Below are 16704 nucleotides of genomic sequence, written 5' to 3'. Positions count from 1 at the left end.
TATGAACTTAAAAAGACTTCTTACTATAATGAAAAAAGAATTTATCCATATAAAAAGGGATAAGGCAAGTCTTGTTATAGCTTTATTAATGCCTATAGCATTTATATTTATATTTGGATATGCAGTAAATACTGATGTAGATAATATAAGTATGGCTGTGTTTGATAATGATAAGACTTTAGAGAGTAGGGAATATATAAATTCTTTAAAAAACTCAAACTATTTTAATCCAAATATATATGAAGAAAATATGCAAAATATTCAAAAACTAATAGATGAGGGAACGGTTAAATCTGCTATTGTAATACCTTCTGGATTTTCAAAGCATCTGAAAAGAAATGAAAAAGCACAAGTTGAACTAATTATAGATGGAACAGATCCAACCATAGCTAGAACTGCACTTCAAAGTGGGGTGCTTACTACTAATATGTATTCTATGGATATTTCTGAGGATTTTATTAAAAAAACAGGGAAAAACTATGTAAGAACACCTGGAATAGATATGAGAACCAGAGTTTGGTATAATCCAAATCTTGAAAGTTCAAAATTTATAATTCCTGGACTCATTGGACTTATTATGCAAAATATAACTGTGATGCTTACGGCTTTTTCTCTTGTAAGGGAAAGGGAAAAAGGGACTTTAGAATTATTAATAGTAACACCTATAAAATCATCAGAACTTATAATAGGTAAGATGATACCGTATGTTCTAATAGGAAGTATAGATTTTATAATATCATTGTTCTTTGGAACTTTATGGTTTGATGTACCTATTAAAGGGAATATGTCATTGCTTATATTATTAGGATTTGGCTTTGTTATATGTTCCCTTGCTATAGGAATGCTGATATCAACTATAGCTAATAATCAAGCTCATGCAATGCAACTTACTATATTATTTATTCTACCTAGTGTACTCTTATCAGGATTTATGTTTCCAAGAGAATCTATGCCAATTATAATTCAGCTTTCAGGCTACTTTATACCTCTTACATACTTTCTCAATATATTAAGAGGTATTATATTAAAGGGTGTAGGATTTAGCTATTTAATAAAGGATGTAGTTATTTTATTCATATTTGGAACTTTATTATTATGTATATCTTCCATTAAATTTAAGAAAAAATTAGATTAAAACTCTAAAAATGTTGTAAAATATCTAACTATTGATATAATTAATGGGTAATAGAATACATTAGAGAGGTACAAAATATGAAAAATACTTATATGATAAATAATTATAAAAATATAGCCAATAAATTCTGTGAAGATGGAAACTTTATTAAGGCTATAAATTTTTACAACAAAGCTTATGATTTAGAAGGCGGAAGTGAAGATATAGATCTACTTTTAGACATGGCTCTTGCATACGATGATATGGAAAACTATGATTTTGCAAAACAAAAATATGAAGAAGTGTTGAGAATAGATAAAAATGAAGCTAGAGCTTATTTTGGACTTGGTGTTTTATATGATAATAAAGAGGACTATATAACGTCTATTGATTATTATAAAAAAGCTGTTGAAATTGATGACAAATACGATAGAGCTTACTTTTTCTTAGCTAGTGCTTATGATGAGATAGAAGAGAGCGAATATGCCATGGAAAATTATAAAAAAGCTATAGAACTTAATCCAGATGATTTTTGGGCATACACGAATTTAGGCTCGTTATATGAAGAAATGAATGAAAATGAATTAGCTTATGAAATGACTAAAGAAGCTTTGGGAATTATTTCTAATCATTTCACGGCGCTTTTCAATATGGGAGTTATACTTAAAAAGTTAGGAAGAGAAAATGAATCTATAAAATATTATGAAATGTGTATAAAAAGGGATAAAGAGAACCCTTACTCATATTTGAACTTAAGTATCATATACAAAGGACAAAAAAAATATAAGAAAGCCAAGGAAATTATAAGTGAGGGAATAAAAAATAGCCCTGAGACATCAGTTTTATATTATAATAGAGCGTGCTTTTATGTTAAACTTGGAATGGATGAATTGGCTCTTAAAGATTTAATAAAGGCAGTAGAGCTTAGTGAAAAACTTCTTGAATATGCAAAAGAAGATGAAGAATTGGCTCCTATTAGAGAACTAAAAGCATATAAAGTAATGTTTGAATAAAAACAGGCAGGTGATTGATATGACACAAAATAAATTTTTACCTATTAGTAAAGAGGATATGATAGATAGAGGTTGGGAAGAATTAGACTTTATAATAGTAACTGGTGATGCATATGTTGATCACCATAGTTTTGGTACAGCTATAATATCTAGGGTATTAGAAGATGCAGGATATAAGGTTGGAATAATAGCTCAACCTGATTGGAAAAGTACGGATGATTTTAAAAAACTAGGGAAACCACGTCTTGGATTCTTGGTTAATTCTGGTAATATGGATTCTATGGTAAATCACTATACAGTTAGTAAAAGAACAAGAGAAAAAGATCTTTATTCTCCTGGTGGAAAGATGGGTCATAGACCTGATAGAGCCACTATTGTTTATTGTAATAAGATAAGAGAGGTATATAAAAATATACCTATAATTATAGGTGGAGTAGAGGCAAGTCTTAGAAGATTTGCTCATTATGATTACTGGGAAAATAAAGTTAGAAAATCAATGCTTGTAGACAGTGGAGCAGATATGCTTATATACGGTATGGGAGAGAGACCTGTTGTTGAGATTGCAAATAGTTTAAATGATGGGTTTGATATAAAGTATATAAGACATATAGAAGGAACTTGTTATATAGTAGATGAAAAAGAAGAGTTATATGAGGATTATGTGGAGGCGCCATCTTTTAAGGATGTATTTAAAGATAAGGTCGAATATGCAAAAGCATTTAAGATTCAGTATGATGCTCAAGATCCTGTAAGAGGAACGATGGTTGTGCAAAAGCATGCTAATAAGTACCTTGTCCAAAATAAACCTCAAATGCCATTATCAAGGGAAGAGCTAGATAAGGTATATAATTTACCGTATCAGAAAAACTACCATCCTATATATGAAAAACAAGGTGGAATAGCAGCTATTGAAGAGGTAAAATTCAGTATAGTAAGTTCTAGAGGATGTTTTGGAAGTTGTTCTTTTTGTGCTATAACATTCCATCAAGGAAGAATAGTTCAAAGTAGAAGTGAAGAATCTATAATAAAAGAAGCTAAGGAAATAACTAAGTATCCAGATTTTAAAGGATATATCCATGATGTTGGAGGCCCTACTGCAAACTTTAGAAAGCCTGCTTGTTCAAAACAATTGAAATCAGGATCTTGTAAGAATAAACAGTGTTTATCTCCAAGTCCTTGTAAGAATATGGATGTGGATCATAGTGAATATTTAGGAGTTCTTAGAAAGCTTAGAAAGTTACCTAATATTAAAAAAGTATTTGTAAGATCAGGACTTAGATATGATTATATAATGGCTGATAAAAGTGATAAATTTTTCAGAGAACTTGTAGAACATCATGTTAGTGGACAGTTAAAAGTAGCTCCTGAACATATATCTCCTAAGGTTCTTAAGTACATGGGGAAACCAGCAGGGAAGACTTATGATAAATTCAGAGAGAAATTCTATAAGATAAATGATCAATTAGGAAAGAAACAGTTTATAATACCTTATTTAATGTCAAGTCATCCAGGGAGTACACTTGATACTGCTATAGAACTTGCTGAGTATTTAAGAGATATTAGATATCAACCAGAGCAGGTTCAAGATTTTTATCCAACTCCTGGAACGTTGTCTACTACAATGTTTTATACAGGACTTGATCCTTTGACTATGAAAGAGGTATATATACCAAAGACTAAGAGTGAGAAAGCTATGCAAAGAGCTTTGCTTCAATATAGAAATCCTAGAAATTATGATCTTGTTTACGAAGCTTTGATGAAATCTGGAAGAGAAGATCTTATAGGTTTTGGACCTAAGTGTTTAATAAAACCAAGGGGAGCTAGAAAAAAAGAAGATTATAGTAAATTCAATAATAAATCTAGTGGAAAAACTAATAATAGAAATAATAAAAAGTCAAACAATAAGTCAAAAGGTAAATTCAATGATAAATCTAAAGACAAGTTTAATGATAGATCAGATGATAAATTTAGTGGAAGATCTAATAAAAAGAGTAATGGAAAATTCGAAAATAAAAACAATAGAAAAACGGATAATAGAAAAAATAAATCTAACGGGAAAAAAAGAAAAAGATAGTATTGGAGTTTAGAAAATATATAGTTTGATAAAGTAGGTTATAAAACTCAACTTAGCATTAAAAAATTTTAATGCTAAGTTAAAGTATATTATACAGGGGGGATAGACCGATGATGCAATTTAAAACTATAAAAAGTACAATGCTAAGTATTATTCTTCCCTTAGTTATTGTAGCAATGCTTACATTGGGAATATTAGGATATTTTTATTCGAAAGCTATTATAAATGATGAAATAAGTAAAAAGATGAATTATCAGTTAGATTATGTGATAGAAAACATTGAAAAGAGATTATCTAATCACAATCAATTAGTATTAGGACTAGCAAAGTCTGTAGAAGCTTCTATTGAAACAGGAAAAGAAGAGACTTATTTATCTATGGTTGAAAAAGTTATTTCTACAAATGAAGAAACATTTGGTTCTGGTATATGGTTAGAGCCATATATGCTAAATGAAAATGAAAAATATTTTGGACCATATGCATATAAGGAGAATGATAAAATTAGCATTACAATGGATTACAGTAATGAAGAATATGATTATTTTCAATGTGGATGGTATGAAGGTGTAAAAAACATAAAGGACACTTCGATTTGGTCAACTCCTTATTACGATGAAACAACAGACATTACTATGATTACAACTTCAGCACCTATCTATAATAAAAATAGTGAGTTTATAGGAGCTGTCACAGCAGATACAGATTTAAGTAGTATTCAAAAAATGATTCAGGATACAAAGGTAGGACTACAAGGAAAAGCATTTTTAATAGATGAAGATGGAACTTATATTGCAGACCAAGATAAGCAGAAGGTTATGAAAGTCAAGGTTATAAATGATTCTAATAAAAGTCTTGCTAATATTGGGGAAAAAATAATACAAAGTGAAAAAGGAAATGGTATTTATAAAGATAAAAATGGTGATAATGAGATATATTATGCAAGAATTCCACAAACAAAATGGACTGTTGCATTGACTATTCCACAAAAAGAACTATATGCACCTCTAAAAACTTTAGTAAAAAATATAATTATTACTATAATAACAAGTCTGTTTATTGTAATTAGCGGTATCGTAATGTATGCAAATCGTTTAACTAAAAATATTTCTATATTGAAAGAAACTACACAATCTATAGCACAGGGAGATTTTACTGTAAAATCAGATATTAAATTAAAGGATGAAATTGGACAACTATCAAATAATTTTAATACAATGGTACAAAATATTAAAATTTTATTGTTAGATTCAAAAGAAGTAAGTGAAGAGGTATCAGAAGCTGCAACTAATTTAGCAGCAACATCTGAGGAAACAAGTGCTTCAGCAGAAGAAATAGCAAGAGCAATTGAAGAAATAGCAATGGGAGCAACTAAACAGGCAGAAAATGCAGCAGAAGGAGCAAAAATTTCCTCCAATTTAGATAATAAGTTTACACAATTGGCAAACAACAGTGGTGATATGTACCAAAGGGCAAATGAAGTAAGCCAAATAAATAAATTAGGTGTAGAAGTAGTGAAAGAGTTAAAAGAAAACACGGATTTAAATAACACATCTATTAATAATATAGAAATTGCAATAAATCAATTAAGTATGAAATCCAATAATATTGGGGAAATATTAAAAACGATAAGATCTATAGCCGAACAAACAAACTTATTAGCTCTTAATGCATCCATAGAATCAGCGAGGGCAGGAGACGCAGGAAAAGGATTTGCTGTGGTTGCTGATGAAATTAGAAAACTTGCTGAAGGGTCACAAGAATCAACGGATAAAATAAAAGAAATTGTACAAGCCATTCAACAAGAGAGTTGTAATACGGTAGAACTGATGGGCGAAGTAAAAGATATATCTTTAAAGCAGACAAAATCTGTAGGAGATGTAAACGGTGCATTTGAAAAAATATCTTATGGAATAGAAAGTATTACAAGTAATATAGATGATATAAATGAATTTATTAATAATATGATTTATGATAAAAATGAAATTGTGCACTCTATAGAAAATATCTCAGCGGTATCAGAAGAAACAGCTGCTTCATCTGAGGAGATAAGTGCATCTGTAGATCAGCAATCCATAGCAGTAGAAGACGTAGCAAATAATGCAGAGAAACTTACACAACTATCTTTAAAATTAAATGATCAAATCAATAAATTTAAAATATAAGTGTAGCATAGCCATCAAGCTAAGACGTATAAAAGCTTGATGGCTTGTAATTTATGTTAGAGAAATACTGTAGTTGACACACTAATAAGATAAAATTATAATTACATAGTAACTTACATATAACGAGAGGGAGTACTATATGAAAAATAACAAAAAAACAACTAAAACAGTAGTATTTGTAATGTTAATAATGATACTTAGCAGACTACTAGGATTTATACGAGAAATTATAATGACCAATAAATTTGGTATAGGAGTAGAAACTGATGCGTTCTTTGCAGCATTTACTATTCCTGATATGATGTATTATCTTTTAATAGGGGGTGCTTTAAGTTCTGCATTCATACCTGTATTTACTAGCTATTTATCAAATGGAGATGAAGAGGAAGCTTGGAAGGTTGCTTCTACTTTTATAAATATAACTGTACTACTTTTGATAGTTTTATCTATTTTAGGGATTACATTTGCGCAATATTTAGTTCCGCTTGTAGCTCATAATTTTAAAGGAGAACAGTTGGATCTTACTATAGAACTTACGAGATTTATGTTTCCTGCTGTAACATTTACTGCACTTGCGGGTCTTGAAACTGGGGTTTTAAACTCTTATAAGATATTTAATGCTCCATCAATAGGACCTATACTGTATAATTTTGGTATTATATATGGAACTATATTTTTAACATCTAGATTTGGGATAAGAGGTATGGCCATAGGAGTTGTTATAGGTGCTATATCAAATGCTCTATATCAATTTATATTTGTATCTAAAAAGGCTAAACACTATAGATTTACATTTGATTTAAATCATCCTGGTGTTAAGAAAATATTTAAGCTAATAGTTCCAGCAATGATTGGTTTATCTGTTACTCAAATAAACCTTGTAGTAAATCAAAATATAGCTTCGGCTTTTGATAAGGGAAGTATAACAGCTCTAAGACTTGCGAATAGAATAATGCAGCTTCCACTTGGTATTTTTGCTATGAGTATATCAACTGTTATATTTCCAACTATAACTGCTCAAATAGCAAAAGGAGAAATAAGTGATTTTAGAGATACTTTTGCCATGGGTATGAGAAATATATTCTTCGTCACAATACCATCAGCAGTAGGTCTTATGACTTTAGGGGTACCATTGATAAGATTATTATTTGTAAGAGGTGCTTTTGGGGAAGATGATGCAATGGTAACTGCTACAATACTTGTTTTTTATACATTGGGACTAGCTTTTCAAGGTGGAGTACAGCTTTTAACAAGAGGTTTTTATGCAAATCATGATACTAAAACTCCTGTTAAGATAAGCTTTATGGCTATGTTTGGAAATATAATACTAAGTTTAGTACTAGCTTATTACACACCTTTAAAGGTAAATGGATTAGCGCTTGCATATTCTATAACAAGTTTTATAAATATGAGTATGCTATTTAAAGCTTTAGGCAAAAAAATGAACGGAATAAACTCAAAAGAAATAGTTGCCTCATTTTTCAAATCAACAATTGCATCAGTTGTTATGGGTGTGGTTATAGTTATATTAAATGGAGTATTTAATAAATATTTTGATGTTAATGATAAGACTATACAGATAATTCAAGTAACAGTTGATACATTAATTGGAGCTGGAGTATTCTTTGTAGTTGCTAATATTTTAAATATGCAAGAGGTAAACGATATTAAAGAAATAATCAAGAGAAAAAGAGGAAGAAAATAAAAGAATCATGTGCTTAACCCCAAAATAAAGGGTATCAAAATAACGCAAAAATGTTAAATATTTTTAATAAAACTAAGAATTACATCTTATTAAATATCCTAAAAGTTCTAAACTCCCTAACGGTCAGACAACGAACTTTCTTAACGGATATTCAAACAATGTAATACAAGTTTTATACAAAAACATTTAAATCATTTGCTAACATTTTGACACCCTTTATTTTTTTAGTTTTAGTGTTTGTCAACAATTTTAGGGAGAGCTACAAATAGAATGTTGCCATATTATATATTTTTTTCTTTACAAAACTTAATTTCAAATTGTTCTCTTCCCCAACTTTGTATATGGATTAAAGCTGGAATAAGTTTTTCCCCACGTTCAGTCAATGAATATTCAACGTGTGGAGGAATTTCAGAATATTGAATTCGTTTAATAACATCCTCTTCTTCTAATCCCTTTAATGATCTGGTAAGCATTATATTTGTAATTCCATGTATTTGCCTTTTTAATTCATTATATCTTAAGCTTCCTTTTGATAACTTCCATATAATCGGTAATCTCCATTTCCCACCAATGATACTTAAGGCGTATAATACAGGACAATCCCCATCATATAGATTTTTCTCACTTACATTCAAAACCTCCTAAAAAATCTAAGGCACAAAAAAGTGCGTACTTGTTGTTTTGTGCTTTGATGATTAATATTATACTACAACGAATTAATGTAGCATAATTGAGAGGAGAATTAATATTATGAATATAATTGCTATTAATGGAAGTCCAAGAAAAAAAGGAAATACTAGTACACTATTGAAAAAGGCACTTGAAGGAGCAAAGGCTGTTGGTGCTAAAGTAGAATTAATAAATCTGTATGATTTAAATTTCAAGGGATGTATTAGTTGCTTTGCGTGTAAAAGAGTAAATAGTAAAAGTGTTGGGAAATGTGCAATGAAAGATGGTTTGACCGATGTACTTAATAAAATTATAGAATGTGATGTTTTAATATTAGGTTCACCTATATATTTAGGAAATGTTACTGGCGAAATGAAATCTTTTATGGAGCGATTATTATTTATGAATCTTTCTTATGATGGAGGGCATAGCTCAAATTTTAATGGGAAAATATCTACAGCTTTTATTTATACTATGAATGTACCTGAATCAATTATGATAGAAAAAGGCTATGAAAATGTATTTAAAAGTAATGATAAGTATTTACAATTGCTAAATGGTCCTTCCGAATATTTAATTAGTAATGATACTTATCAATTTGATGATTATTCGAAATATAATGCATCAGATTTTGATGAAAATCACAAATCTTATATTAAAAAAACACAATTTCTGATAGATTGTCAAAAAGCATTTAAATTAGGTGTTAGATTGTCAAATGATTTTAGCAACAAGTAAAGATAAAAATCATTTGCTTAATCTCAAAATAAAGGGTATTAAAATACCGCAAACGTGTTAAATGTTTTAATAAAACTAAGTATTACATCTTATTGAATATCCTAAAAGTTCTAAACTCCCTAATGGTCAGACGACGAACTCTTTTAATCAATAAGGAAACTATATACTTTTCAACTTATATATATTGATAAAAGAACTGAAGTAGCAACTATTTTGAGCAACGGAGGCCGTTAGGACTCGTTGGCGACATGAGCTATGCGTTAGCATAAAGCGAATTTTTCTTAACGGATATTCAAACTCTGTAATACAAGTTTTATACAAAAACATTTAAATCATTTGCTAACATTTTGACACCCTTTATTTTAGGGTTGAGCACATGAATTTGATTAGGATTGTTGATGTGCGAATTTTGGCGAAATCTTCCTGAAAAAAATTATAAAAATGAATGTTGACAAAAATGGTTGGGTATAATATACTGAAGTCAGAATTCATAGTTAAACACTAGGAATTAAAAGAGGTGATATATTGAAATTATCAACTAAAGGAAGATATGGCTTGAAAGCTATGTTTGAACTCACTTTAAATCAAGATGATGGACCAGTTCCACTTAAACATATAGCACAAAATCAAAATTTATCAGAACAATATTTAGAACAAATATTTTCAAAGCTTAGAAAAGCGGGACTTATAAAAAGTATAAGAGGGGCACAGGGAGGTTATTTGTTAGCTAGAGAAGCTAGTGAGATAACTGTAGGAAATATAATAAGAATATTAGATGGTCCTATAGCTCCATCTGATTGTGTTCTTGAAAAAGAGACAGAATGTAAAAGATCGGGACATTGTGTAACTCAAGTTGTATGGGAAAAGATTAAAGAAAGTGTAGACAGTGTTATAGATTCTATTACATTACAAGACATGGTAAATGATCACAGAAAACAAAAATAAAGATGAAATGAAGTAGGAGGATGCCAAAATGGAAAAAAGAAGAGTTTATATGGATTATGCAGCTACAACACCTATGAAGAAAGAAGTTCTTGATGCTATGCTGCCGTACTATAATGATTTATTTGGAAATGCATCTAGTGTACATGCTTTCGGAAGAGAAGTTAAGGGATGTCTAGATGAAGCTAGAGATCAAGTAGCTAAGCTTATAAACGCACAGTCTTCAGAAATATACTTTACTGGTGGTGGATCAGAAGCTGATAACTGGGCAATCAAAGGGGTTGCTTTTGCTAATAAAGAAAAAGGAAATCATATTATAACTACTAAGATAGAGCATCATGCTGTACTTCATACTTGCGAATACTTAGAAAAACATCACGGATTTGAAATAACTTATCTTGATGTTGATTCTGAAGGAAGAATAGATTTAGAAGAACTTAAAAATAGTATTACAGACAAAACTATACTTATATCAGTTATGTTTGCTAATAATGAAATAGGAACAGTTGAGCCTATAAAAGAAATAGGACAAATAGCTAAGGAAAGAGGAGTATTATTCCATACTGATGGAGTTCAAGCTATAGGAAATGTTCACATAGATGTTAAAGATTTAGGTGTGGATTTAATGGCTATGTCAGCTCACAAGATATATGGACCAAAAGGAGTAGGAGCCTTATATATAAGAAAAGGTGTAAAACTACATTCTATAGTTCATGGTGGAGCACAAGAAAAAAGAAGAAGAGCTGGAACTGAAAATATGGCTGGAATAGTAGGTTTTGGTAAAGCGGCTGAAATTGCAAGAGTTAATTTAAATGAAAATATTAAAAGATTAACTGAACTTAAAGAAAGACTTATAAATGGTGTTTTAGAAAAAATACCTTATACAAGAGTTAATGGAAGTTTAGACCATAGATTACCTGGAAACACAAGTTTTTGTTTTGAATTTATAGAAGGTGAATCACTTCTATTAAGTCTTGACATGATGGGAATAGCAGGATCTAGTGGATCAGCTTGTACATCAGGATCACTTGATCCATCTCATGTATTAATGGCTATAGGCCTTAAGCATGAAATAGCACATGGATCTTTAAGATTATCATTAGGATACAAAAATACAGAGGAAGATGTAGATTATGTTTTAGAAGCTCTTCCAAAAATAGTAGATAGATTAAGACAGATGTCACCATTATATGAAAAGGTAGCTAAGGGAGGAAACGAATAATGTATTCAGAAAAAGTAATGGACCACTTTATGAATCCAAGAAATGTTGGAGAAATAGAAAATGCAGATGGTATAGGAGAAGTTGGAAACGCTAAGTGTGGAGATATAATGAAAATATACTTAAAAGTAGAGGACGACATTATAAAGGATGTTAAGTTTAAAACATTTGGATGTGGTTCTGCAATAGCAACATCAAGTATGGCTACAGAAATGGTAATAGGAAAGAGTCTTCAAGAAGCTTTAACTCTTACAAATAAAGCAGTTGCTGAAGCTTTAGATGGACTTCCTCCAGTTAAGATGCACTGTTCAGTTTTAGCAGAACAAGCTATAAAGTCAGCTATAATAGATTATGCTGAGAAGCATAATGTTCATGTAGATGGGCTTGAAGATGTAGAAATAGATGATGACCATGATCATCACCATGATATAGAGGAAGAAGAATAAAAAAATTGCCCGGGAAAATTCTCGGGTTTAATTTTTTTTAAAATAATATATAATATATTTATATAATTATATATTTAAAATACGAATAATTTGATGACAAAGTTTAATCATAAGAATAGATAGAGGTGATTTTTTTGAAAAAAAGAGTAATGATAGGTATGAGTGGTGGAGTGGATAGTTCTGTTGCAGCATATTTATTAAAGGAACAAGGATATGATGTTATCGGAGTAACAATGAAACTTTGGCAAGATGAAGACGAAGAAATAATGGAAAGAGAAGGGGGTTGCTGTTCTCTATCAGCAGTTGAAGATGCTAGAAGAGTTGCAAATAAAATAGGAATCCCTTTTTATGTAATGAACTTTAAAGAAGCTTTTAAAAACAAGGTAATAGATTATTTTGTAGATGAGTATATAAAAGGAAGAACTCCTAATCCTTGCATAGCTTGTAACAAGCATATTAAATCGGGCGAATTTTTTGAAAAAGCTAAGCAATTAGAATGTGATTATATAGCTACTGGACATTATGCTAAGATAGAACATGACGAAGCATCTGATAGATACTTGCTAAAAAAATCTATAACTGAAGCAAAAGATCAAACATATGCTTTGTATAATATGAGTCAGCATGAACTTGAGCATACTCTATTTCCACTTGGATATTATACAAAAGATAAGATAAGAGAAATAGCAGCTGAAGTTGGACTTATAGTTGCTAATAAGCCTGATAGTCAAGAAATATGTTTTGTAGAAGATAACGATTATGCAGGATATGTAAAGAGTCATACGAATAAAAAAATAAAAGAAGGATATTTTATAGATAAAGAAGGAAATATCCTAGGAAAACATAAGGGAATAATACACTATACTATAGGACAAAGAAAAGGACTTGGAATAGCTCTTGGAAAGCCTATGTTTGTAGTTGATATATTGCCTAAGAAAAATGCAGTAGTTTTAGGAGATCCAGAGGATGTATTTAGTGAAGGATTAATAGCTAGTGATGTAAACTTCATTCCGTTTGATGATATAGATGAACCTATTAGAGTTCAAGCAAAAGTTAGATATTCTGGCAAAGTAGCACCTGCTACAGTTTATAAAGAGGAAAAAGGTAAGATAAGAATAGTATTTGATGAAAAACAAAGAGCTATAACTCCAGGACAATCTGTAGTTATGTATGATAACGATATTGTCGTAGGTGGAGGTATAATAGAAAAAAGAATATAAAAATGTAAATTTTACTCAGTATATATTTTGCCCCTTTGTAAAAAATAATTTTAGAAAGGGGTGAATGACATTGAAAAATAATAATAACGTTATGACAAATCCTATGATTGTAGGTGGAGTAATAGGAGCAGCAGCTTCTATATATGCGGTATCTAGAATGAACATGGGACAAAGAAGAAGAATGTATAGAACAGGAAGAAATGTGGCTAGAGTTGCAAATAGTATGATGAATAGAATGGATAGAAATTTCTTTTAATTATTGACATAATTGGATTTTGAATATAAAATTTAATTATATAAAATTTCATACTTAAATACTGTGAAGAGAATTAGTAGATTGATTGATTCTTATAGAGAGGGAACCCTAGGCTGGAAGGTTTCTAGATAGATTTATCGAAGCTGTCTCGGAGTAGCGCTTTTGAAATAATTAAGTAGAAAACGTCGGATGTGACTCCGTTAAAACTAAGGCTTTATCCTGAGACTGCTTTGCAGTTGAAGTAGGGTGGTACCGCGAAATCAATCCTCGCCCCTATGTTTCTTTCATAGAGGCGAGGATTTTATTTTTTTTGAGCAATACAAGTAGTAAGATAGGAATTTTGTACATAACTATAATTAAAAACTTAGGAGGAATATAAATGCAAAAATTAGGATTAAATGAAATAAGAAAAAGATTTTTAGATTTTTTTGAATCAAAAGGTCATTTAGCGCAAGGGAGTTTTCCGCTAGTTCCACAAAATGATAAGAGTTTACTTCTTATAAATGCTGGAATGGCTCCACTTAAGCCATACTTTATGGGAAAAGAAGTTCCACCTAATAAGAGAATGGCTACTTGTCAAAAGTGTATAAGAACTGGAGATATAGAAAATGTAGGTAAAACAGCAAGACATGGTACTTTCTTTGAAATGTTAGGGAACTTTTCTTTTGGAGATTACTTTAAGAGAGAATCTATAAAATGGGGTTGGGAGTTTATAACAGAGAACTTAGGAATTCCTCAAGATAAGGTATGGGTTTCTGTGTATGAGAATGATGATGATTCATATGATATATGGAGTAAGGAAATGGGATTCCCAGAAGAAAGAATGGTTAGACTAGGAAAAGACGATAACTTCTGGGAAATAGGAACTGGACCTTGTGGACCTTGTTCAGAGTTATACTATGACAGAGGAGAAAAATATGGATGTGATAATCCAGATTGTAAACCGGGATGTGATTGTGATAGATACATAGAGTTTTGGAATCACGTATTTACACAATTTGATAAAGATGATCAAGGAAATTACAATGAACTTGCAAATAAAAATATAGATACAGGTATGGGTCTTGAAAGAATGGCTTGTATAATGCAGAATGTAGATAATATATTTGAAGTTGATACTATAAAATATGTACTAGATTCAGTAGTTAAATTATCTAATACTGAGTATGGAAAAGACAATAAAACAGATACATCTATAAGAATAATAACTGATCATATAAGAGCTACATCGTTCTTAATTGCAGATGGAGTATTGCCTTCTAATGAAGGAAGAGGATATGTTCTTAGAAGACTTTTAAGAAGAGCTGCAAGACATGGTAAGTTACTTGGTATAAAGGGAGCATTCTTATATGAATTAATGGATAAGGTTGTAGATATCAGTGGAGAGGCTTATCCAGAACTTGTTGAGAAAAAAGAATACGTTAAAAAGGTTCTTAAAATAGAAGAAGAAAGATTTGAAGAAACTATAGACCAAGGTATAGATATATTAAAATCATATATAGGTGAATTAAAAGAAAATAATAAAAAAGTTTTATCTGGAGAGAATGCATTTAAATTATATGATACTTATGGATTCCCAATAGATTTAACTAAGGAAATACTTGAAGAGGAAAATCTTGAAGTTGATGAAGAATCTTTTACTGAAGAAATGCAAAAGCAAAGAGAGAGAGCTAGAAATGCAAGACAAAATGGAGAATCAGAAGGATGGAAAGAAGACGTATTCTCAAAGCTAGATAAGGATATAGTTAGTGAGTTTGTAGGTTATACATCTTTAGAAAATGAGTGTATGGTTAAGGCTATTGTAAAAGGAAATGAAATAGTAACTGAGGCTCATAATGGTGAGAAGGTAACTGTAATACTTGATAAAACTCCTTTTTATGCAGAAAGTGGAGGACAAGCTGGAGATAGAGGTATATTATCAAATAGCGACTTCGAGTGTGATGTATTAGATACTAAAAAAGGTATAAACAATAGAATACACCATGAGATATTAATCAAATCAGGAAGCTTAAAAGTTGATGATAAGGTTCGTGGTTTAGTAGAAAAGAATATAAGAATGAATAGCGCGAGAAATCACTCGGCAACTCATATTCTTCACAAGGCATTAAAGGAAGTTTTAGGAGATCATATACAACAAGCAGGATCACTTGTAACTGATGAAAGACTTAGATTTGACTTTACTCATTTTGAGGGTATTTCAAGTGAAGAACTTTCAAAGATAGAATTAATAGTAAATAGCCAAATTATGAACTCATTAGATATAAATGCAACTGAAATGTCTATAAATGATGCTAAGAATATGGGAGCTACAGCTTTATTTGGAGAAAAATATGGAGATGTTGTAAGAGTTGTTTCTATGGGTGAGTACTCTGTTGAACTTTGTGGAGGAACTCATTTAACTAATACTTCTCAAATAGGAATGTTTAAAATACTTTCAGAATCAGGAGTAGCATCAGGCGTTAGAAGAATTGAAGCTATAACTGGAATGAGTGTTTATGAATATTTAAATAAAAAAGAAAATGTTATAAATGAAGTATGTGCTACTTTAAAAGCTAAAGAAGATAATATGATAAATAAAGCTAAGTCTATTGTAGAAGAACTTAAGGATTCTAATAAGGAATTAGAAGCTATAAAGAGTAAGTTAGCAATGGCTTCAGTTGATGATGCTGTAATTAGAAAAGAAATAAACGGTGTTAATTTAATAACAGCAAAATTTGAAAATATGGATATGAATGCTCTAAGAAATATGGGAGATAATCTAAAAGATAAATTTAAATCAGGTGTTGTAGTAATAGGAAATAAATCTGGTGATAAGGTTAACTTTATAGTTACAGCTACTAAAGATGTAGTTCAAAGAGGAGTGCACTCTGGTAATATAATAAGAGAAGTTGCTAAGGTTGCTGGTGGAAATGGAGGAGGAAGACCTGACATGGCACAAGCAGGCGGTAAGGATTCTTCTAAGATAGCAGAGGCTTTAATGAAAGCAAAAGAAGTATTGGAAAATCAAATTAAGTAATAAGATAAAACAGGAGCGAACTAGTGCTCCTGTTTTATGTTATAATAGTTTATAATGAGTAGGAAATTATATTCCTATTTAAATTGTTAATCAGTATAATTTCCGTTACGAATTTCAAAAAAGGTTACAT

General features: G+C 30.4%; 13 protein-coding genes and 1 other annotated feature. Of the genes, 12 read left to right on the top strand and 1 reads right to left on the bottom strand.

Annotated elements, in window-relative coordinates; genetic code table 11:
- The first annotated feature begins 1 nt into the window (after position 1).
- The 5 genes from P4S50_RS10485 (at position 2) to murJ (ending at position 8068) form a co-directional block, all read left to right on the top strand.
- Positions 2–1135 (top strand): ABC transporter permease, encoded by a 1134-nt coding sequence (locus tag P4S50_RS10485; RefSeq protein WP_277730739.1) that lies wholly within the window; start codon positions 2–4, stop codon positions 1133–1135.
- A 77-nt stretch (positions 1136–1212) separates the two neighbouring features.
- Positions 1213–2127, top strand: coding sequence for a tetratricopeptide repeat protein (locus P4S50_RS10480; protein WP_277730738.1), 915 nt, complete (start codon positions 1213–1215; stop codon positions 2125–2127).
- A 19-nt stretch (positions 2128–2146) separates the two neighbouring features.
- Complete coding sequence (locus P4S50_RS10475) at positions 2147–4201, top strand: YgiQ family radical SAM protein (protein WP_277730737.1); 2055 nt, start codon at positions 2147–2149, stop codon at positions 4199–4201.
- 110 nt (positions 4202–4311) lie between these two features.
- On the top strand, positions 4312–6363 hold the full coding sequence (locus tag P4S50_RS10470; RefSeq protein WP_277730736.1) for a methyl-accepting chemotaxis protein: 2052 nt from the start codon (positions 4312–4314) through the stop codon (positions 6361–6363).
- A 139-nt stretch (positions 6364–6502) separates the two neighbouring features.
- Positions 6503–8068, top strand: coding sequence for a murein biosynthesis integral membrane protein MurJ (gene murJ / locus P4S50_RS10465; RefSeq protein WP_277730735.1), 1566 nt, complete (start codon positions 6503–6505; stop codon positions 8066–8068).
- Positions 8069–8349: 281 nt separating this feature from the next.
- On the opposite strand, the gene P4S50_RS10460 is transcribed toward murJ, so the two are convergent.
- Entirely contained in the window at positions 8350–8703 is a 354-nt protein-coding gene (locus tag P4S50_RS10460; protein ID WP_277730734.1) for a winged helix-turn-helix transcriptional regulator, read from the bottom strand.
- A 115-nt stretch (positions 8704–8818) separates the two neighbouring features.
- Here P4S50_RS10460 and P4S50_RS10455 point away from each other — a divergent pair, with 115 nt between their 5' ends.
- From P4S50_RS10455 to alaS, 7 genes are all read left to right on the top strand, one after another.
- Positions 8819–9475, top strand: coding sequence for a flavodoxin family protein (locus tag P4S50_RS10455; RefSeq protein WP_277730733.1), 657 nt, complete (start codon positions 8819–8821; stop codon positions 9473–9475).
- 525 nt (positions 9476–10000) lie between these two features.
- Positions 10001–10420: an RrF2 family transcriptional regulator gene (locus tag P4S50_RS10450; protein WP_277730732.1), complete on the top strand. Its 420-nt coding sequence runs from the start codon at positions 10001–10003 to the stop codon at positions 10418–10420.
- 28 nt (positions 10421–10448) lie between these two features.
- Positions 10449–11639 carry a cysteine desulfurase NifS gene (nifS, locus tag P4S50_RS10445; RefSeq protein WP_277730731.1) on the top strand — a complete coding sequence of 397 codons (1191 nt, stop codon included), beginning with the start codon at positions 10449–10451 and terminating at the stop codon, positions 11637–11639.
- Positions 11636–12082 (top strand): Fe-S cluster assembly scaffold protein NifU, encoded by a 447-nt coding sequence (gene nifU, locus P4S50_RS10440; protein ID WP_277734720.1) that lies wholly within the window; start codon positions 11636–11638, stop codon positions 12080–12082. Before nifS ends, nifU begins: the two co-directional genes overlap by 4 nt.
- Before the next feature lie 134 nt (positions 12083–12216).
- Entirely contained in the window at positions 12217–13302 is a 1086-nt protein-coding gene (gene mnmA / locus P4S50_RS10435) for a tRNA 2-thiouridine(34) synthase MnmA (protein WP_331489570.1), read from the top strand.
- A 70-nt stretch (positions 13303–13372) separates the two neighbouring features.
- On the top strand, positions 13373–13558 hold the full coding sequence (locus P4S50_RS10430; RefSeq protein WP_277730730.1) for a hypothetical protein: 186 nt from the start codon (positions 13373–13375) through the stop codon (positions 13556–13558).
- 54 nt (positions 13559–13612) lie between these two features.
- Positions 13613–13836 (top strand) — a binding site (T-box leader).
- Positions 13837–13937: 101 nt separating this feature from the next.
- Entirely contained in the window at positions 13938–16574 is a 2637-nt protein-coding gene (gene alaS, locus P4S50_RS10425; RefSeq protein ID WP_277730729.1) for an alanine--tRNA ligase, read from the top strand.
- Positions 16575–16704 lie beyond the last annotated feature (130 nt).

Source organism: Tepidibacter hydrothermalis, assembly GCF_029542625.1.
Taxonomy (GTDB): domain Bacteria; phylum Bacillota; class Clostridia; order Peptostreptococcales; family Peptostreptococcaceae; genus Tepidibacter_A; species Tepidibacter_A hydrothermalis.
Note: the sequence above shows the minus strand (reverse complement) of the source record. Positions and strands in the feature narration are given on the sequence as shown.

What these genes read in the sequence shown, in the direction of transcription:
- P4S50_RS10485 (WP_277730739.1), top strand. Translation starts at nt 2, where the DNA reads ATGAACTTAAAAAGACTTCTTACTATAATGAAAAAAGAATTTATCCAT.
- P4S50_RS10455 (WP_277730733.1), top strand. Translation starts at nt 8,819, where the DNA reads ATGAATATAATTGCTATTAATGGAAGTCCAAGAAAAAAAGGAAATACT.
- P4S50_RS10470 (WP_277730736.1), top strand. Translation starts at nt 4,312, where the DNA reads ATGATGCAATTTAAAACTATAAAAAGTACAATGCTAAGTATTATTCTT.
- murJ (WP_277730735.1), top strand. Translation starts at nt 6,503, where the DNA reads ATGAAAAATAACAAAAAAACAACTAAAACAGTAGTATTTGTAATGTTA.
- P4S50_RS10480 (WP_277730738.1), top strand. Translation starts at nt 1,213, where the DNA reads ATGAAAAATACTTATATGATAAATAATTATAAAAATATAGCCAATAAA.
- P4S50_RS10475 (WP_277730737.1), top strand. Translation starts at nt 2,147, where the DNA reads ATGACACAAAATAAATTTTTACCTATTAGTAAAGAGGATATGATAGAT.
- alaS (WP_277730729.1), top strand. Translation starts at nt 13,938, where the DNA reads ATGCAAAAATTAGGATTAAATGAAATAAGAAAAAGATTTTTAGATTTT.
- nifS (WP_277730731.1), top strand. Translation starts at nt 10,449, where the DNA reads ATGGAAAAAAGAAGAGTTTATATGGATTATGCAGCTACAACACCTATG.